This window comes from Polyangiaceae bacterium, assembly GCA_016715885.1.
Taxonomy (GTDB): domain Bacteria; phylum Myxococcota_A; class Polyangia; order Polyangiales; family Polyangiaceae; genus Polyangium.
Window position 1 is genome coordinate 201,095 of the sequence record JADJXL010000023.1, and the last position, 18,944, is coordinate 220,038.

The 18,944-nt window shown below is 61.5% G+C and carries 14 protein-coding genes; 6 read left to right on the plus strand and 8 right to left on the minus strand.

Annotated features, from left to right (window positions below):
• Positions 1-52 precede the first annotated feature (52 nt).
• A complete protein-coding gene (locus IPM54_34265) occupies positions 53-694 on the minus strand; it encodes a hypothetical protein (protein ID MBK9264835.1) in 642 nt (213 codons plus the stop codon).
• Positions 695-832: 138 nt separating this feature from the next.
• Here IPM54_34265 and IPM54_34270 point away from each other — a divergent pair, with 138 nt between their 5' ends.
• The 3 genes from IPM54_34270 to IPM54_34280 all read left to right on the plus strand — a co-directional run bounded on the left by IPM54_34270 (position 833) and on the right by IPM54_34280 (position 6,013).
• The gene (locus IPM54_34270) at positions 833-1,870 is read left to right on the plus strand and encodes a hypothetical protein (protein MBK9264836.1); all 1,038 of its coding nucleotides are present in this window, start codon (positions 833-835) and stop codon (positions 1,868-1,870) included.
• A gap of 63 nt (positions 1,871-1,933) precedes the next feature.
• Entirely contained in the window at positions 1,934-4,228 is a 2,295-nt protein-coding gene (locus IPM54_34275) for a transglycosylase SLT domain-containing protein (GenBank protein MBK9264837.1), read from the plus strand.
• Positions 4,229-4,285: 57 nt separating this feature from the next.
• Positions 4,286-6,013: an AAA family ATPase gene (locus IPM54_34280; GenBank protein ID MBK9264838.1), complete on the plus strand. Its 1,728-nt coding sequence runs from the start codon at positions 4,286-4,288 to the stop codon at positions 6,011-6,013.
• Positions 6,014-6,016: 3 nt separating this feature from the next.
• Here the strand turns inward: IPM54_34280 and IPM54_34285 are convergent, their stop codons facing one another.
• From IPM54_34285 to IPM54_34295, 3 genes are all read right to left on the minus strand, one after another.
• Positions 6,017-8,341, minus strand: coding sequence for a lamin tail domain-containing protein (locus tag IPM54_34285; protein ID MBK9264839.1), 2,325 nt, complete (start codon positions 8,339-8,341; stop codon positions 6,017-6,019).
• A 238-nt stretch (positions 8,342-8,579) separates the two neighbouring features.
• Positions 8,580-9,167 (minus strand): hypothetical protein, encoded by a 588-nt coding sequence (locus IPM54_34290; protein MBK9264840.1) that lies wholly within the window; start codon positions 9,165-9,167, stop codon positions 8,580-8,582.
• 74 nt (positions 9,168-9,241) lie between these two features.
• Positions 9,242-10,342 (minus strand): hypothetical protein, encoded by a 1,101-nt coding sequence (locus IPM54_34295; GenBank protein ID MBK9264841.1) that lies wholly within the window; start codon positions 10,340-10,342, stop codon positions 9,242-9,244.
• 218 nt (positions 10,343-10,560) lie between these two features.
• Between IPM54_34295 and IPM54_34300 the strand changes: the two genes are divergently transcribed.
• Complete coding sequence (locus IPM54_34300) at positions 10,561-12,255, plus strand: DNA polymerase III (GenBank protein MBK9264842.1); 1,695 nt, start codon at positions 10,561-10,563, stop codon at positions 12,253-12,255.
• A gap of 6 nt (positions 12,256-12,261) precedes the next feature.
• Here the strand turns inward: IPM54_34300 and IPM54_34305 are convergent, their stop codons facing one another.
• Positions 12,262-12,546 (minus strand): transcriptional regulator, encoded by a 285-nt coding sequence (locus tag IPM54_34305; protein ID MBK9264843.1) that lies wholly within the window; start codon positions 12,544-12,546, stop codon positions 12,262-12,264.
• Positions 12,547-12,805: 259 nt separating this feature from the next.
• On the opposite strand from IPM54_34305, the gene IPM54_34310 reads away from it, so the two are divergent.
• Both IPM54_34310 and IPM54_34315 read left to right on the plus strand, forming a co-directional pair.
• Complete coding sequence (locus tag IPM54_34310) at positions 12,806-14,917, plus strand: elongation factor G (protein ID MBK9264844.1); 2,112 nt, start codon at positions 12,806-12,808, stop codon at positions 14,915-14,917.
• 220 nt (positions 14,918-15,137) lie between these two features.
• Positions 15,138-16,175 carry a potassium channel protein gene (locus tag IPM54_34315; GenBank protein ID MBK9264845.1) on the plus strand — a complete coding sequence of 346 codons (1,038 nt, stop codon included), beginning with the start codon at positions 15,138-15,140 and terminating at the stop codon, positions 16,173-16,175.
• Positions 16,176-16,211: 36 nt separating this feature from the next.
• Here IPM54_34315 and IPM54_34320 read toward each other — a convergent pair whose 3' ends face one another.
• The 3 genes from IPM54_34320 to IPM54_34330 form a co-directional block, all read right to left on the minus strand.
• Entirely contained in the window at positions 16,212-16,976 is a 765-nt protein-coding gene (locus IPM54_34320) for a phosphocholine cytidylyltransferase family protein (GenBank protein MBK9264846.1), read from the minus strand.
• A gap of 84 nt (positions 16,977-17,060) precedes the next feature.
• A complete protein-coding gene (locus tag IPM54_34325; GenBank protein ID MBK9264847.1) occupies positions 17,061-17,549 on the minus strand; it encodes a hypothetical protein in 489 nt (162 codons plus the stop codon).
• A 296-nt stretch (positions 17,550-17,845) separates the two neighbouring features.
• Entirely contained in the window at positions 17,846-18,940 is a 1,095-nt protein-coding gene (locus IPM54_34330; protein MBK9264848.1) for a hypothetical protein, read from the minus strand.
• Between the last annotated feature and the right edge of the window lie 4 nt (positions 18,941-18,944).

The window sequence follows — 18,944 nt, forward strand, 5'->3', positions numbered from 1 at the left end:
CTCGGGCGAAGCGGATGGTAGCGTCCGAACGTGGCCTTTCGCAAAGAAAGCCTTACGGCTCGACGAAAATGGCGCCCTTCATGCCCGAGGCCGCGTGGAAGGTACAGTAATAGGGCACCACGCCTTCATTGCTCAGCTTGAACGAGGCGCTCATTCCCGTGTTCGTTTTGGTTATCGGACTATTCGGGTCCGACATGGGAATGCCGTCCGTCACGGTTCCTCCTTCGAGCGGATGCGAGGCGAAATTGCCCTCGAACGTCACCGTCGCGCCCGCTTTGACGCGCATACATGCCGGCGAGTAAGACAAACCCACGAATTGCACCGTCGGCGTCGCCATGCCCGTGAAGTCTTCCGCGGTCGATTGATCGCAGCCGTTGATCAGCATTGCGCCCCCACCACTTCCGCCTGACCCACCAGCGCCGCCCATTCCACCAGCGCCACCCATTCCACCCGCACCGCCCGCTTCGCCAGCGCCGCCCGTTCCCCCAGCACCAGCCGTTCCACCGGCGCCACCCATTCCGCCGCCCCCGGCGATTCCGCCCTCGCCGCCCATTCCACTGCTGCTCGATGACGACCCCGACGAGCTGCTGCTCGAGCTGGTCGACGTCGTCGGCTGCTCTTCGGTGTCGCCGCACGCTACGAACGCGACGCTCGAAAACGCCGCGCAAAGCAATACCAGTGTACGTTGATTCATGTCGTATTCTCTCTCCTGTTGCTTGGACAAACCAAGCCTTGGGAAGCTCATCGACGTAAGGAGGCGTTGATGACGGCCCGAGCGTATCATCGCCTTTCGAGCGCGCATGTCCGAGGCGCAAACGCACGTTCATGCGCGATGGCACGTTGGCGTCGAGGTCGGGGGCTTCCGCCTGCGGTCTGTTCGGCCTACGATGAATACGTCTTGCCGCACTACGCGCCCGCGCCTGACGTTCGTTATGTCGGACTCGTCCCGGGCCCGAACTTCAACATGCTCACGATTGCAGCGGGCAGCGTGGGCGTTTCCAGCATTGGCCTGGCGCTTGGACCGGATGCGGCACTTTGGTCGATCACCTCGGGTGTGCTCCCCATTGGACTTGCTGCCCTTGCGGGGGCGACGTGCGCCGTTGGAATCACCCGTCAATTGTTGCGCCTCAAAGCACCCGTGGAAGCTCGCGAAGTCCACATGGCCATCGTTCCGTGGGGCGTCATCGTCGATCACGGGAGCGAGCCGCGCATTTTGCGATGGCCTGCCGTTCGCAAAATCGAGGTCGCCGTCAAACACACGCTCCAAGGTGGCACGCCGTCGATCGTATCCAGCGTCGTGACGGTACGCACCGAACGCGAGGCATTTTCGGGATACGCATACGGTGCCGTGGGCCTCGAAACGCTCATGGCCAATGTCGAAGCTTATGCGCACGAAGCATCACGGCCCCTCAGCAGCGACCTCGACGGGCACGAGCCGCTGGGTGATGGCGAATTTGCTCCCATAGCGGCCGAGCTCGTGCGAAGGGCGCATGACTTGTGCTCGACGAACCACGGAGCGGCCGAGCTGGCTCTTCCGCCTGCTGGGTACAGGCGAACCGGATCGTCCATGGGCCCGGAAACGCTTGGGATTCTCGGTCGATCGCTCGACGGCGACGTGCCGGGCGTGGCGGATCCAAGGCCGCTCGCGGCGCTCGTTGCAGCGCTCCTCGACGCGAAAGACCTGGGTTTGGCGCTGGTTCGTCTTGCCAATCGCCCGAATCCGGTCGTCGCGGCGGTTGCGCGCGCCGCGGCGCTGCGTTTGGGCGTCCCACCGGCCAAAGCGGGCTCGGTGGACGAGCTGTCGGAATTCTTGGCGGACGAGGATCGCTACGTACTGGGGCAGTTTGCCGCGGGGGCGCCAATCGCTTGACTTTGGTCGCCACGAACTTGCGACCCAGGTCCTTCGCCTGCTAGCACTCTCTTGGAGACACTGGTGCGCAAAGCCGTTGCGATTGGACTATGTGGAGGATTGACGCTCGTCGCGAGCGCCTGCGCGGACCGATCCGCCCGCAGTTTGCCCTCGTCCGTGGACGCTCGCGCGCCCGAAGTGGCTCCTGCCGCGTCCGTTGCCACGGTTCCCGCAACGTCCGTGTCTGCGGCGCTTTCGGCTTCCGCGAGCTTGCCGCCGGCGCAGGAAACGACGCGCGCCGAATGGATGGAAGCCATTCGAATCGAGCGGTGGGACGAGGCGCAAACGCTTCTCGATGCGCTGCCCGAATCCGAGCGCAATCGTCCGGACATTCGTTATGTGCGCGGGCGCGTTGCATTCGAGCGAGGTGATGCGGCGAAAGCGGTCGAGTATTTCACGGGGCTCGACAAAGACTTGCCGATATTGGCAGACGATATCGTGCGGCGAAGGGCCGAAGCGGCGTCGATTGCGGGTCCCTATGCCGAGGCGGCGGCATTTTTTCGAACTTCGTCGCATCCATCCGATCTGTATCGTGCTGTCATTTCACTCGAAAAGGCGGGGCAGCTCGCAGAAGCCAAGGTGATTGCGGATCGGGCGATTGCTGCTGCATCGAAGGGCAAAGCAAAAGCGAAGCGGGACGAAGCTCGGTTACGGGCGGCGCGGGCGCGGATCACGGAGGCCATGGGGGCGGCGAGTGCAGCGATTGCCGATTTTCGGGCGCTTGCCATCGATGCAGCGGGGCAGCCCGAGGGCGATGTGGGAATTGCCGCGCTTTCGCGCCTGGGCAAACCGCTCGGGCCGAAAGAAAAGCTCGAACGCGCCAAGGCGCTGATTCGCGTGGGCAAAGGCCACGCAGCCGTCGCCATATTGGACGAGCTCGACAAAGAGAAGACCGTGAAAGCGCTCGACGTGCAGCAGGCGCGAGCCGAATTGCGTTTGCGCGCGCGGGATTACGCGGGCGCGGAGAAAGCCTATCGAGCGCTTTCGGCGGTGCCTGGCGCGCACAAGCCTGAAGCTCTTTATCAGGCAGCGACGGCGCTGGCGCGTGGAGGGAATGCCGACGCGGCGATCAAGCGGTGGCTCGACGTATCGGCGCGGTACAAGAAAAACCCCTGGGCCGAACGAGCTCTTTTTCAGGCCGCGCGGTATACGCTTTTGCGTGGTCGTTATGCCGAAGCAGCGCCGCTTTATACGCGGTACTTGGCCATGTTCCCCAAAGGGGTTTTCCGCTCCGACGCAGAATACGATCAGGCGCTTTCGTTGCTTTCGTCCACGCAGCCTGCGATTGCGCGTAAGAAATTGGCCGACATGGCCGCCAGGGAAAGAAAGCCCGACGAAGCTCAACGATTGCATGAATTGGAAGGCGTGGCGGCGTTTCGAGCTGGGGATCGAGATGGCGCGGTGCGAATATGGACCGACGTCGCTCGCGCATTTCCCTTGTCATTTGGCGCACTTGCGGCCCGTGGACGGCTCGGCGCGGTCGGGGCGCCCGTGCCGGCGCTCATTGAACGGTCGACGCCGCGATTGCCCGAGCCGCTTACGGTGGAATTGCCCGACGTGCCTCGGTTTTTGGTGTCTTTGGGGCTCGATGCGGACGCCGAGCCGCGGCTATTGGCATTCGAGAAGGATGCGTCGGCGCGATTTGCGGGCCGTGAAGGCGAGGCATTGTGCGGTCTTTATGGCAAGCTCGCGCATGCGCGGCGTCGTTATCGCGTGGGCATTGCGCAGGTCGGTTTGTCGCAGCTCATGCGAGCGCCGAGTGACGCCGATAGGTGGGCGTGGGAATGTTTGTATCCGCGTCCGTATTCCGAAGAAGTCACCAAGCTCGAAGCGACGCACGGTGTGCCAAGTGGTCTCGTGCATGCATTGATGCGTCAGGAGAGCGCGTTCGATCAGGAGGCGCTTTCGCCGGTGCATGCGGTGGGCCTGATGCAGCTCATGCCAGGCACGGCGGAGAAAGCGGCGGCGGAATTGCAGCGGGAATTCGACGGGTCGAAGCTGAAGAGTCCGCACGTGAATTTGCTTTTGGGCACGTATTATATTGGAAAACTCATTGGTATGTTCCAGAAAAACCACGTGCTCGCGGTGGCTTCGTACAATGCGGGACCGAAGGCGGTTGGTCAATGGATCAAGCGTGGCGTCGATGCGGACGTGGATTTGTGGGTCGCGCGGATTCCTTATGATGAAACGCGCAATTACGTGGCGCGTGTGATGGGCAACTTGGCGCGGTATCAATGGCTTTCGGGGGGCGACGACGCGGTGACGCCATTGCCACTCGAAGTGCCCCTCGGCGTGGAAGTGCCTGCGGACGCGTATTGAGCGGCGCGGAATTTTCAACGTCTTGCGTTTTTCCGAGCGGCCTGGTAGTTTGTCGCCATGGTTCTGCGTATCCCCATCGGCATCGATGATTTTCGCAAGGTTCGTGAGGCTGGGCTCGAGTACGTCGACAAGTCGGACTTGATCCGGCAGATCATCGATCGGACTGGGGTGGAGGTGATTTTGCTACCGCGTCCGCGCCGGTTCGGGAAGTCGATGAACTTGTCGATGCTCCGGTATTGGTTTGAAAAGGCGGACGAAAATTTGTCGCATCTGTTTCAGGATTTGTCCATTTGGCAAGCTGGCGATGAATATCGAGCGCATTTTCAGAAGTATCCGGTCATTTATTTCAATTTCAAAGAATGTAAACTCGATACATTCGACAGAGTGTATGCGGCAATTCGGAAAAAAATCCAACTGTTATTCGATGGTTTCGGTTATTTGCAGACCAGCGAACGATTGAGCGAGCTTCAACGTCGGGACTTTCGCGCCGTGCTCGAAGGTACCGCGGAACCCACGTTGTACGAGCGCGCTCTCTTGGACTTGTCGGCTTGTCTTCATGTGCATCACGGCGAGTCAGTGTTCATTCTGATCGATGAGTATGACGAGCCCATTCACGCAGGACACGTACATGGGTACGGCTCCAAGATTATCGAATTCATGCGATCGTTTCTTGGCGCGGCGCTCAAGAGCAACGTGCATTTGCACAAGGCGGTCGTTACTGGCATTCTGCGTGTGGCCAAGGAAAACCTATTCTCCGGGCTGAACAACGTTGCCGTTTATTCTTTGCTTGGCAGGGAATTCAATACGTCATTCGGTTTCACCGACGATGAAGTGGTATCGCTACTCGAACGTGCCGGTCGTGCAGACAGACTCAGTGATGTTCGAGCGTGGTACAATGGTTACCTTTTTGGTGGCGAAGTCATTTATAATCCATGGTCGGTTCTCTCTTATCTCGAAGATGAAGACACTGTTCCACAAGCGTATTGGCTTGGTACGAGCTCCAATGATTTGGTGTACGAGCTTTTGGACGTTTATGCACTCAAGCTGGAAAATGTATTCGAAACCTTGCTCGAGGGACGCAGCATCGAGACGTTTCTCGATGACAACGTGATACTGAGCGAAATACGCTCGAATGACGACGCGCTGTGGAGCCTCCTTGTGTTTTCGGGGTACCTCAAGGCAGATCCATTGCCCTACGATCCGGCGGTTGGGCGGATCGTGTATCGATTGTCGATTCCCAACCGCGAAGTGCGTCAGGTGTATTCGACGACGTTTCATCGATGGCTGAAGTCGCGCCTCGGCGCGCAAGGTGGCGACGTTGGAAAACTCTCACGCGCACTTCTTTCGGGTGACGACGAAACCTTCGAAAGTCAACTGCAACTCTTCGTGCAAAATATTTTGTCCTATTACGACATTGCCAAAGTCGATCCCGAGCGCGTCTACCAAGGGTTTGTCCTGGGCCTGCTCGCGTCGCTCGAGCCGGACTACATCGTCCGCTCGAATCGGGAATCGGGTTCCGGACGTCCGGACGTGACGATTCGTCCGCGTTTGGCGGGAAAACCGGGTGCGCTGCTCGAGCTGAAGTTAGCGCGCAAGGGCAAAAAGACGCCGGCGGCGGCATTGCGTGAAGGTTTGGCGCAGATCCGCACGAAAGGTTATGCGGCGGATTTGTGGGCGGCGGGCGTTTCGGAGGTGCACGCGTTTGCCGTGGCTTTCGACGGCAAACGCGTGTGGGTCAAGTCGAGCGACGCGGGGGACAAGAAAAAGGCGCAGAAGAAGAAGTAGCCATCACGGACACGTGACGGTATTCACCACGCCAGGCGTCGGCACTTCCGTGACGAATAGCCGCCCATCTCGACGACCATCATTGCAGCGCTGAATCGATCGCGACATGTTTGCAGAATGCGGCGTTTCGTCGACCTGCACGCGCCGCGGGTCGCCCGCTGGCCAGAGAAGCGCGTCGAGCAATCCCACGTCGTCGGCGTCCGCGGTGTCGTATACGAGCGCGTCGATGATGCGGTTTGCGCCGTTCGCGAGCGTCGTGTTGGCTGGATATGCCGTCGGATCCGCTTGGTGAATGGCTATCGCATCGGCACCATTTTGATGCGTGTTGTTGGGGAAGGTAATGATGGGCGTCGGCACGACGGACGTATTGCCCAGAAGGATCAAACCATTTGCATCCGCATTCACGTTCAAGTGCATCGCGCGATATGACACGTCGCCGTTGCCGTTCCAAAGGACCACCGTGTAACCTTGCAGGTTCACGTTGGGCACGCCGGTGCTGATCTCGATGAACTCGAAGGCGTCCGCATTGTTCACGTTCTCCGTGTCGGAGTCCGATTCGCTGATTTGTAGCCGAACGACGGTCACGCCAAACGGCATCGTATTGCCATTGGGCGTCATCACGACGAGGTCCTGCATGGCGAGCGGCGTGGCATCGTCGACGGATGCGATCGTGATTTGCGTATCGCTGTCGACGGTGAACATGGCGTTTGTCCCGCCAATCGTGACGCCTGTCGCGCCCATGAAACCGCTACCGGTGACGACGAGCGCTCCGCCATGCGCAATCACGGGATAATCGACCATCGTCACTTCCAGCTTGAAGCACGCCGGATCCAAAGCGCAGTCCGAATCCATGCAATCGGTCATGCCGTCGCAATCTTCGTCGAGCATGTCGTTGCACATCGCTTCCGTGGTCATGCCGCTCGGACAGGCGCACATGTTCATATTGCAGACGAGCCCATTGGTGCCGCAGGCTTGCATGTCGCAATCGGAATCGGCGCAATCGGTCATCATGTCGCCGTCTTCGTCGAGGCCGTTGTCGCAGATTTCGACGCTGCATGCGGGTGTGCCCGTGCAATCCGGATCGTTGCAATCGATCAAGGCGTCGCAATCGTTGTCCATCATGTCGTCGCAGGCCATTTCCATCGCGCCGCCGGGGCAGGCGCACATGTTCATGCTGCACACGAGGCCATTCGGGCCGCAGGCTTGCATGTCGCAATCGGAATCGGCGCAATCGGCCATCATGTCGAAATCTTCGTCCATGCCGTTGTCACAGATTTCCGGCGGAATACACGCCGGGAATGCAACGCAATCGGGATCGGCGCAATCGGCAAGTTCGTCGGCGTCTTCGTCGAGCATCATGCCGTCGACGCAAACTTCGGTGGCGACCTGATTGGCGGCTCCAGGCGTTAGAATCGTCGTCGCTCGCCAATCGATGCTGTCATCACCCGTGTATGCTCCATTCGGGAAACGAATGATTGAACGGTTTGGCGTGGCGGGAGTCGCCGCATCCGTAACCGAAGACGGCGTGCCGACGTAAAGCGGATAATCGACACCATTGAAGTTGTACGCCGGCATTCCGGTCGGTGGGCATTCGTAACATATGGCATCGAGGCCCAGGGAGTTCACCGTGTCGCGTAGCAAAATGGCATCGGGTGAGGGGGTTGCCGGCGTGCCGCCATTTTGGACGGCGACGGTGAGCGTTTGCGTGGCAGCACCCGGATCGATGTTCATGACGCCGGCCGCTGCGAGCACGAAGTATTGACCCGCGGTGACCGTCCCCGAAAGTGGAATCGTTTCATATTCCACCGACGTGCCGCCATTACCATTGATGAGTACGACCTCGAGCCCGTCGAGCGTGATGTCGGTCATTCCAGCATTGTAGAGCTCGATGAATTCGGTCGTGTCGACATCGGTTTGATCGTAATCGACTTCATTGATGATCAGCTTGCCGCATATGGCCTGCATTGCGCATTTCGGGTCCTTGCAATCGACGTTGCCGTCACCGTCGTCATCGAGGTCATTGGAGCAAAGCTCGACGGGGACCATGCTGCCGCCGGAGCCGCCTCCGCCCGCCATGCCGCCGGCACCGGCCATTCCACCAGCGCCGCCCGCGCCCGCCATGCCGCCCGCACCCGCTGTGCCTCCGGCGCCCGCCGTGCCTCCAGCGCCCGCGGTGCCGCCATTGCCGCCACTACCAGCCTCACCGCTGCTCGACGAGGAGCTCGACGAACCAGTCGTCCCCTGCACCGTGGGCTCGTCGCCGCAACCAATCACCGTCATTCCCAGTGCACTCAAGAGCCCTGCGATTCCAAGTGAACGAAGCTTCATGGCAAACTCCTTGATCGAACCGACGCCCGGCCGGTTTGGTTTGACGTCAAACTAGATGAAATTCCCCTCGAATGCGAGGGCCCGCGTCGCGATGACCGCGACGCTGATCCGCCGTTTGGACCTACCACGGCGTTTTGCCGGGGCGAAGCGGCTTGGGGTGGAGACGCCGCGTCGTCACGAGCTCGTCACGAAAATGTGCGAGCGATCGAACGCGCGGCGTGTTCTGCGCCGCCAAACCTCACGGACACGCAATTTTCGTGCATCCAACGGTTCCATCCGGCGCGCAGGTGCACGTGTTGCACCCATCACCCGCGGGGAAGGACTGACCCGGTTGATAAACCACTCCCATGTACGTGCACGTGACGCATGCAGCATCCGTGCACGCGACCGAGCCATCCTCCAAGCAACTGCACGTGTTGCAGCCGTCACCCGCGGGAAATGAATCGCCGGGAAGGTAGGTTTGTCCGTTGTGCTCACATTGGGCAACGCACGCTTTCTCCGTGCAAGCGACCGTTCCGTCAGGCAAACACTCGCACGTGTTGCAACCGTCGGTCGACGGGAACGTGTCGCCTTGCATGTGGGTTTGTCCGTTGTAATCGCACGTCGATACGCACCCGATCGCCGTGCACATGACCTGGCCGTCTTCGGCGCAACTGCACGAATTGCATCCATCTTGCGACGGCACGGGGTCCCCTACGGCGTACTCGACACCATCGACGACACACGCGGTGTCACCACCACCTCCGTCCCTCACGACAGGTACGCAACCGGCTGCAATCGCCGCAGCAAACACGGGCATCGCGAAAACCAAGCAAAGACGTTTCATGACGCTGGCTCCTCTCACCAAGAGTCGATCCACCCCAATTGTAGAAGGCGGGCGCCGTTAAGTCTGGCCTCGTTCTACGGCGAAAGCTCCCAACCCCACACGGCCGGCGTTCTTGCGCGGTGTCGCCCCAGGTTTTCCCCGACAAACCCAGGCCCGTCGGCTGCCCAGCGAGCCGTGAACGCGTCGCGCAAAATCAGCTCCGCTAGCTTTCCGCGCGGCGAAAACCCCCACTCGGCCTCTTGCGATACGTCGTCCGGATCCGCGTAATACCGCCACACGAAAAAACCAGCCGATGCACGCGAATCGAGAAGCGGCGCAATGATCGCTTCATACGCCTGCGCCTGCGCCTCCTCGTCCACCTTCACGTCCTTCATCCCATCCGGCCATTCCCAAGGCCGCACCGCCGGATCCGTACGCGTCGTGTACCCAATCTCCGTCAGCACCACCGGCCGCTGCCATTGCCGCGACAGCCGCTCGATCCCCTCGGTCACTCGCTTGCCCCCAGCCATGAGCGCCTCGCGATCGGCTCCATCCTTGTCCGCCAGCGGATAGAACGCATTGATCCCGATGAGGTCGAGCTCCCCCAGGATGAGCGTGTCTTCGACGTCGTCCCAGTTCGCCGAATACGTGAGCAATCCCGAATAGATCCGGCGCACGTCCCGAAGGATCGGAAAGAACAGCGGCGCACGGTTTGTCGTGACAAAACTGCGCAGCTCCACTCCGACGCTGAACATTTCAACGCCGCCTTCAGCAGCCACCGTCGCCCACGTCAGCAAAAAGTGCCGATACGCTTCGGCCCACCTCTCCCAAGCCTTGTCGTCCCCCGGATCGATGAGCGCTCGCCAATCACCCTTCTCGACCCAAAGGTGCGGCACGAGAAACACCTTGAGCCCTCGAGCATGCGCTTGAGCGATCGCCGCGAGGACGTTCTTGCGGTTTTCCTCGAACGGCGCCTCGAACGTCAAATCGATCCCCGTGGGTTTCAAATCCCAAACCCGACCGAACGGCGTCAAACTGATCCACGTCGCGCCGATCGCTCGCGCTTCGTTCATCGCCTTGGCACACGCGGGCGATCCGTATCCTTTGCCCGCATGCCGCAAGCTTTCGATGGGCCCGATCGTGACGCCGCGAATGCCCCCTCGTGCTTGATCAGCCCATGCGGAAAAGTCTCGCAACGGACGGGTTTCATGGGACCAACCTTTGTCAGGCGGCGCGGCGGGCAGGTTGAACGCCTGTGCGGTAGGGACAAACACACCGAGCGTCAGGGCAAACGCGGCGGCGCGCACCAAAAATCGCCTGTTCGGCTCGTCTGTCTCGACCACGGGCACGGGCCCGCATATAGCGCGAGATGCGCGGAGTGTGATTTGCTTTCGCCGGGGGAACGAGGGACGTGATGGACAACGAAGGTGTCGCGGGCGTTTTGGAACAACTGGCGGACCTCTTGGAAATCGAAGGGGCCAGTCCTTTTCGGGTCCGCGCGTATCGAGGTGCGGCACGCACCGTGGGGGCGCTCGCGTCACCCGTTGGAGCACTGCCTGAAAGAGGGCCCGGGGCACTCGAGGAACTGCCTGGCATCGGCAAGGACCTTGCGGGGAAAATTCGCGAGATCGCTGCGACGGGCGAGCTCGGCCTTTTGCACGAGCTGAAGGAGCGCACGCCGGAGAGCTTGCTTGGTCTCTTGGACATCACGGGGCTCGGGCCGAAGCGAGCAAAAGCGATCTACGAGGGGCTTGGGATCGACACGATCGACGCGCTCGAAAAAGCAGCACGCGAAGGGCGGCTGCGTTCGCTCAAAGGCGTTGGGCCGAAGCTCGAAGCGCAGATCCTCGAAGGCATCGCGGCACGAGCGCGGCGCGGAAAACGGATTCTTCTGTCGGATGCGGATGCGGAGATCGCGCCGATTCTGGAGCGCTTACGAGGTGCGGCGCACGTGAGCGCGGTCGAAGTTGCTGGGAGTTATCGACGGCGCAAGGACACCGTGGGCGATGTCGACATTCTCGTGACCACCGACGACGGGGCGAAAGAGATCGGCAAGCTGCTCACGAGTTACGCCGGCGTGGAGCGGGTGCTCGCGGATGGCGAGACGAGGACGAGCGTGGCGCTGCGTTCGGGCTTGCAGGTGGATTTGCGTGTCGTGCCGAAGGAATCGTTTGGCGCGGCGATGCACTACTTCACGGGATCGAAGGCGCACAACATCGCGATCCGGATGCTTGGTGTTCGTAAGAAGTTGAAGATCAACGAGTACGGCGTGTTCGACGACGGAACGCGTTTGTCGGGGGAGCGCGAGGAAGACGTGTTCGGCTCGGTGGGTTTGGCGTTCGTGCCGCCGGAGCTGCGCGAAGATCGAGGCGAGATCGACGCTGCGCGTGAGGGCAAACTGCCAAAGCTTTGCAGTCAAAATGATTTGGTAGGGGACGTCGTGGATGTGCCGACGTCCGAGCACATGGACGAGCGCGTGACGAGCTTGGTGACGGCATGTCGCGATCGTGGGTACTCGTTCGTGGTGGTCCTCGGGCCGCGCGAGATGGTCGCCGCAGATGGCGAGTCCGTGCGGCGGAAATTTTTGCGGTCGGTGGCGCATGCAGCGGCGCACGTGAAGGGAATCGCGGTGCATCCGGGCGTCACCGTGGGCGTGCGTGACAACGGAGACCTCGATGCTGAGTCTGATGCCCTTGCCGATTTCATCGTGAGAGCCGAGCTCTCAAACGCGTCGGCATTGGAAGAAAAGGAGCGTACGGGGCGGCTCATTACCGCGATCGACAAAGGCCAGGTGCACATCGTCGCGCGCCCGACGGCGGTGTTTCAGAAGGAAAAACTTGCGCAAGTGGATGCAGAAGCGATCGCCAAATTCGCGAAGAAATGCCGAGCTTTCCTCGAGCTCGATGCGCGGCCGGATCGTTTGGCGAGCGCCGATGGCTACGCACGAGTGGCTCGGGACATAGGAACGAAGTTGCTCTTGGCGAGTCACGCGACGACGCCCGATGAGCTCGGCCTCGTGCGGTATGGCGTCGATCAAGCTCGGCGTGGTTGGTGCGAAGCCAAGGACGTGGCGAACACGGACAAGGCGCCGAGGTTTGTCAAACCGTAACGGGTTTCAATCTCCAAACAGCGCGACGAGAATTTGGTCGACGATCACGAGGACGGCGGAGATGAGGCACGCTGCGCCGAAGCCCATGAAAAGGCCTTTTCCGCGTCGTGTGACCCAGCCCCAGCCGAGCATCGACCAAGGGCCGAAGTTGAAGATGGCTTGGGCGCGCGTGGCGGCGTTCCAGCTTCGAGCGCGTTGGTCCTCGTCGAGACGTTTTTGGTCCCAACTTTGGATGATGAGCGTCAGGAGGATCCCGAGGATCCAGTTGGTGAGAAGCCGGACGGCCTGCATGAATGGACGGATTGGGCAAACAGTCGCTAGAGGGCGTTCCGCAGGCGTCGCGAGCGTTGCGACGCGAGGGAGAACGGCGCAAGCCTACACCGTACGTCGTGCACGTTCGACCGACGCGTCGCGGCGCGCAGCAGGCTGATGAAGGCCATCTGCAAATAAGCCCCTGGTAAGCTTGGCCGATCACAGGTAGAGGGGATATCCGCCCTTCGCTGGAGGCGCTGGACCTCGTACGCGTGAGGGGCGTGGACAGGAACCGACGATGACACCCACTGCGCCTAGCGACATCCGCAACGTTGCTCTGATTGGCCACAAAGGTTCCGGTAAGACGTCGCTTGCAGAAGCCATGCTGTACGTGGCGAAGGCGACGCCCAAGCTCGGAAAAGTGGACGACAAGTCGAGCATTCTCGACGACACGGCCGAGGAAAAAGACCATGCGTGCTCGCTCGAAGCGAGCGTTGCTTACCTCTCGTGGGCCGGCAAAAAAGTGAACGTGGTCGACACGCCCGGTGAAGGCAGTTTCCTTGCGGAAACGCGTCTCGCCATCGGCGCGGTCGATGCAGCCGTGCTCGTCGTGAGCGGCAAGGACGGCGTGCAACCGATCACGGAGCGCGTGTTCGGTTGGGCGCGTGCGCAGGGGATTCCCGTGCTGGTCGTCGTCACGAAGGTCGATGCGGAGAACGCTCGGCCCGACGATGTCGTGAGCGAGATCAAGGCACGCCTGAAGGCTCCCGTCGCCGTCATGGAGCATCACGTGGGCGAGGGGCTCACGTACGAAGGCATCATCGCGCTGCGCACGAAGAAGGCGTGGATCGGCAAACCCGAAGCGCCGAATGCGGTCGCGCCAGGCGCGCTCCCGGACAAACTCGCCGGCGAGCTCGAGAATGGCCGCGCCAAACTCGTCGATGATGTTGCCGGGACAAACGACGACCTCACCGAGAAGTACCTGACCGAAGGTGACCTCACGCAGGAAGAGCTCGATAGCGGCCTGCGAGCTGCCGTGCTCGAACGCAAAGTCGTTCCCGTTTATTTTGCTTCGGGCACGCGTCCGAGCGGCGTCGTTGCATTGCTCGACGGCATCGTGGAGCTCGTTCCTCCGCCGACGGCGCACGCTGCTTGGAAGGGCACGTTGCCTGGCGGCAAAGTCGGTGCGGAACCCGTTGCAGCCGAACGACCGAGCTCCGTCGACGCACCCGTTTCGGCGTTCGTCTTCAAGACGTCGATCGATCCGCATGCAGGGCGCACGTCGTTCGTGCGCGTCTTGTCGGGCACGTTGAAGGCCGACAGCACGCTCCTCAACGCGTCGACGGGAAACACCGAGCGCGTGGGCAAGGTGTTCAACATCGTCGGCAAGGACGCGAAAGCCATCGACGAAGCGAAGGCGGGCGACATCGTTGCGCTGGCCAAGCTCAAGGCGACGACGAGCGGGCAGACGTTGTGCGACGAGAAGCAGAGCTTCTTGTTCACGGCGCCCGATTTGCCGCCGGCGCTGTTCTCGCGTGGTGTGAAGTTCGAGGGCAAAGGGGCCGAGGAAAAGGTCAGCACCGCGCTCTACAAGCTCACCGAAGAAGATCCTGGTTTGACCGTGGCGATCGAAGAGACGACACGCGAGCTCGTCGTGTCGGGACTCGGATCGCTGCATCTCGAGATTACCGTCGAACGCATTCGCCGCCGCATCGGCATCGATTGCCGCCTCGGTGCCCCGCACATTGCCTACAAAGAAACGATCACCAAGAAGGTCACGGGCATCGAAGGCAAGCACAAGAAGCAGAGCGGTGGACACGGCCAGTTCGGCGTTTGTTACATCGACATGGAGCCCACGGCGCGCAACGAAGGGTTTGTCTTCGAAGATGCGATCGTCGGTGGATCGATTCCGCGGCAGTTCATTCCGTCGGTCGAAAAGGGCGTCGTCAAGGCGATGGCGAAGGGCTTCTTGGCCGGCTACCCGATCGTGGACCTGAAGGTTCGCGTCTACGACGGCAAGTATCACGACGTCGATTCGTCCGACGCTGCGTTCCAGTTGGCTGGAAGCAAAGCGTTCAAAGCCGCCATTGCTCACGCAGGCGCCGTGATTCTCGAGCCTGTCGTGAAGCTGAACGTCGTCGTGCCGAGCGTCGCGACGGGTGACGTCATCGGCGACATCAACAGCCGCCGCGGCCGCATCCTCGGAACCGATTCCATTGATGATCAAACGATCGTCAATGCGTACGTCCCGCTCTCCGAAATCCTCGAATACGAGTCCAAGTTGAAGAGCATGACGCAGGGCAAAGGCACGTTCTCGATGTCCGTCGATCACCTCGCGATTTGTCCGCCGATGGTGCAGGAGAAGGTCATCAAGGACAGCGGCTTCAAGGCTGTCGAAGAAGAAGACTGAGCACCGTTCGGTTAGGAATAAGGCGAAATCCGGGGGGTATGGGGGGCAGAGCAGTCGGCTCGTCCATTGGGCGAAGCCCAATGGACTCACAGAGCCGCCTGCGAGCCCCCCATCGTGACAAAACTCTCGCGAGCGCGCGTCCCACGCGCGCGACGCGAGCGTACAAATCCAGACCCGGAATCAAACCAGACACTCTATGCCCGCTCCTTCGAGTCGCACGTTGCGCCGACGACCTCGTTATCGCTGGTTTCGCGTGCGGCTCGCGATTGCCGGTTACGTGTTGCGACGTCTCGGCCCGCCGCTCGTGTACGCCGCGCTGTATCTTCTGGGCGCGTCGCTTCTCTTGCGCTGGGACCTGCGTCGCCACGGCGAAGCGATTCCCGACTTTGCGACGACCGTGTGGTCGCTCTGGACGCTGCTCGTGTTCGAACCGACCGAAGCGTTTCCTCACTCGCTGGTCGCGCGAGGCGTTTACTGGTTCACGCCGCTCGCAGGGCTTTTTCTGCTGGCGCAGGGGGTCTTCAAAATAGGCGCATCGCTGCTCGATCTGGCGACGCAGCGCGAACTTTGGACGTCGATCATGACCGACATGATGAACAAGCACGTGGTGGTGTGCGGCCTCGGGCACGTCGGATACCGCGTGAGCGAAGAGCTTTGTCAGTTGGGCGAAGACGTGGTCGCCATCGAGCAAAGCGAGGGCCGTCCGTTCATCGAGACGATCCGTGCCAAGGGCGTGCCCGTGCTCGTCGGGGATGCGCGTCGCGACGAGCTGCTCGTGAAAGTGGGCGTGGCTCGGGCGAAGGCGATCGTGTGTGCGACGGGCGATGACCTTGCAAACTTGGAGATCGCGCTCGATGCCAAGCGCATGAATCCGAACGTACGCGTGGTGATGCGGATGTTCGATCAGCGTCTCGCAGGCAAAGTGGGCGGAGCGCTCGAGCTCGACGAGTCGTTTTCGACGAGCGCGTTATCGGCGCCGCTCATTGCGATTCAAGCGACGCATGAAGGCGTGCATTCGGCGTATCGATTGGAGGACGTCGTGCGTGTGACGGCGGATGTGGTGGTGGGTTCGTCGCACCCGGACAGTGCCGCGATCGACATCGAGGAACGGTTGCCGTGTCGGATCGTGAGTCGCAAGCGCGCGGGTGCAGAGGGTTTTACCGCGGTGCGTCCGAAGGACATCGTGCACGCGGGAGACACGCTCATCGTGGATTGTGCGGGCGTGGATTTGGCCGCGGTGCGGTTTCAGCTCGGATGACTTCCCCCTCTCCGCCGCGCAGCGGGTGAGAGGGGGTTAGGGGGTGAGGCGCCACCATTCTTCGGCGAGTGACGCGTCTTCGGTCGTATCGATTTCCATGTAGCCGCCGTGCGTATCGACGCGGTGCATGGGCTCGCCGCGTTCGAGCATGCGCTGGAGCAGATCGATGAGGTACGCCTTTTCGAACGTGCGGCCTTCGCGGAATTCGCCTTCGGGAAACGCGGCGCGGGCTTCGTCGTACGCCTGGACAAACCTGCGCGAACCCTCGGCCGAAAGCTTCATGACGCCGATGAACTCGCCCGATGCGCGCTCGGATGCGATGCGGCGCGAAAGCTCGACGATGCGGCTTCCATCGGCCCGCATTTTTTCTGCATCCGTTTCGGGGTGCTGCGAGCGACCGACGTAGCGCCTTCGCCAATCGGTATCGCACGCGAGCGTGATGTCGTGCGGGGACTTCACGATGTCGGCGACGATCTGCGGGCGATAGACGATGTCGGCGTACGTCGAGACAAACCCGTCTTGGAGATACTCGCGGGCGCACAGAAGCGAGGCGAGGATGTTGTTGCGTTCCCAGTTCTTGTTCTCGACGTAGGTGAAGTCGGGGTAACGCGCGCGGATGACGTCGGCCTTGTAGCCGCAGATGAAGACGATGTCCTTTGAGGTGAAACCACCTGCAGCGAGGGCTTCGAGGATGCCGTCGAGCATGGGTCGTCCGAGGATGGGGACGAGGGTTTTGGGGATGTCTTCGGTGAGGTGTTTGAGGCGGCTGCCGCGGCCAGCGCCGATGATGATGGCTTTCACGGCGAGCGAGTTAGCACGGTGTACAAAAGGCCGCGAGCGGCCGGTTGAAGGCCGCTCGCGAGCGTGTTCGTTGGGCAGTGTGGATCAGATGTCGCCGGAACAGGAACCGAACGCGCCGCTGCACGCACCGGTCTGAATGCACGTGCCGCAGGCCATCGAGGGGGCGTCCATGCCACCGCAGTACGTGGACGTCGCGCAATCGGCACCGCAGCCGTTTGCCATGTCGCACGTACACATCGCGAGCTCGGTGAACAACGTTTCCGAGTTCAGGCCCGACGAGGGATTCGTTTGGCAGAGCGTTCCCGGCATGCCGCCCGTCGCGAGTGCGGTCACGTATTCGCCGCAGCCGACGCACGCCGCCATGCCGCCACCACCGCCGCCCACGCCCGCACCCGCGGTTCCACCGCCGCCGGCCGTGCCGCCAGCACCGCCGCCGCCGTCGTTGCCCGTATTGCCTTCACCACCGGACCCGCCGCCGCCGTTGCCGCCGCCGGGCGTGCTATCGACGAGGACGCAGCCACCAAGCACAAGCATCGACACCGCACCAAGCATCGCAAAAGTTCGCAGATTCATTCTATCTCCTCCAGGTAAGCACCCGAGTACTACAAGGACTCGCCCGACACTAGCAGAGCAGCTTTCCTGGGCCAACCATACGCAACTTACGCACATGGCAATCAGGCCCATCGAACTTGCGTGACGTGAGCACTCGCGTGACCACGCCGCGCGTCATCCATTCCGATCAACAAGCAAGCGTCTCTGCCAAGAAACCATCGCGTGCGTGAACGTTGCTGCATTCATCGCACGGCGAAAGCACCAGCGGCCTTGGACGGTGCACGAGCGCCACGATTCACACGCGCTCGAAATTCTTTCTACGAAGCGTAAAGCGCGGAAAATGCCGCATGAAGACCATCGGGGCCAAGCTCGCGCTCACGGCGATGAAACTCCGGCAATGCCGCTTGATAGGCCTCGTCGAGCCGCAGGATGTCAGACGCGAAACCAGGCTCGAAGAGCTTCATCGTCGCCGCGCCGAGCTCCATGACGTCTTGATATTGGCCGCGTTCTTTCAAAATTTGCGCGGACAAACCATACATGAGCAGCCCTCCGGGAATGGCCCCGAGCGCTGTCGTCGCGACCGCGGGATAACAAATGCGCACGGTCTTCGCGCCAAAACGTTCGCGTATTCGCGCCATCGTTTCGCGCTGAAGTTTCTTCGCACCCGCAAGCGGACCCATCGCATACACCGGATCGTCAGGCTCGAAGTCGTAATCGCAAAACGCGACGATGCTTTGACCTGCAACGAGTAGCCCCGCGTTCGCCAGCGCCTCGGCCCACATGAGCGACGACGTACCCATGAATCGGTTCGTTCGCTCGATGTCCGTATCGGTCGCAACTTCGACCTCGACAAACCCCACGCGACGAATGTTTTCCCGGCGGCTGAAGTCGGGCACCTGCAAGACGGGATCGAACGCGACGTCGACGTCCTTTACCTTGGTCGGACCGTGCTCGACGTACCGCTTCGTGGCGCCCGCAGCGATGCCGTTGATGAGGTGCACTGCGCGGTATTTGCCTTTGATTTCGGCGATGACCTCGTCCGCGATGCCGGGCTTGGTCGCGTCGCTGTTCCAAAAGCGCGCGGTGAGTCCTTCGGAGGCGGCTCGTTCGCAAAGCGCTGCGACGTGATGCACGCCGATCTGCATTTTGTCGCTGTCGTAATGCACGCCGAAGACGGCTGCGCGCGCCCCGAACAAAAGCTCGATCGCGACCGCTCGGGTGATCCCGTTCGACCCACCGAGAATGATGACGGCCGTGTCGTCTGGAACGACGGCACCACGCGGGCAAACTCGAGCGAGCTGCGTTGCGAGAAGATCACGCGCGGTCGCCGGACCGTGCGCGGCAAGGCCCGAAACGATGCTGCGACGATCGGTGCCACCGAGAGGGAGTTTCTTGAAGACTTCGAGGTCCACGGGC

What these genes read in the sequence shown, in the direction of transcription:
- IPM54_34265 (MBK9264835.1), bottom strand. Translation starts at nt 694, where the DNA reads ATGAATCAACGTACACTGGTATTGCTTTGCGCGGCGTTTTCGAGCGTC.
- IPM54_34270 (MBK9264836.1), top strand. Translation starts at nt 833, where the DNA reads ATGGCACGTTGGCGTCGAGGTCGGGGGCTTCCGCCTGCGGTCTGTTCG.
- IPM54_34280 (MBK9264838.1), top strand. Translation starts at nt 4,286, where the DNA reads ATGGTTCTGCGTATCCCCATCGGCATCGATGATTTTCGCAAGGTTCGT.
- IPM54_34285 (MBK9264839.1), bottom strand. Translation starts at nt 8,341, where the DNA reads ATGAAGCTTCGTTCACTTGGAATCGCAGGGCTCTTGAGTGCACTGGGA.
- IPM54_34290 (MBK9264840.1), bottom strand. Translation starts at nt 9,167, where the DNA reads ATGAAACGTCTTTGCTTGGTTTTCGCGATGCCCGTGTTTGCTGCGGCG.
- IPM54_34300 (MBK9264842.1), top strand. Translation starts at nt 10,561, where the DNA reads ATGGACAACGAAGGTGTCGCGGGCGTTTTGGAACAACTGGCGGACCTC.
- IPM54_34305 (MBK9264843.1), bottom strand. Translation starts at nt 12,546, where the DNA reads ATGCAGGCCGTCCGGCTTCTCACCAACTGGATCCTCGGGATCCTCCTG.
- IPM54_34310 (MBK9264844.1), top strand. Translation starts at nt 12,806, where the DNA reads ATGACACCCACTGCGCCTAGCGACATCCGCAACGTTGCTCTGATTGGC.
- IPM54_34325 (MBK9264847.1), bottom strand. Translation starts at nt 17,549, where the DNA reads ATGAATCTGCGAACTTTTGCGATGCTTGGTGCGGTGTCGATGCTTGTG.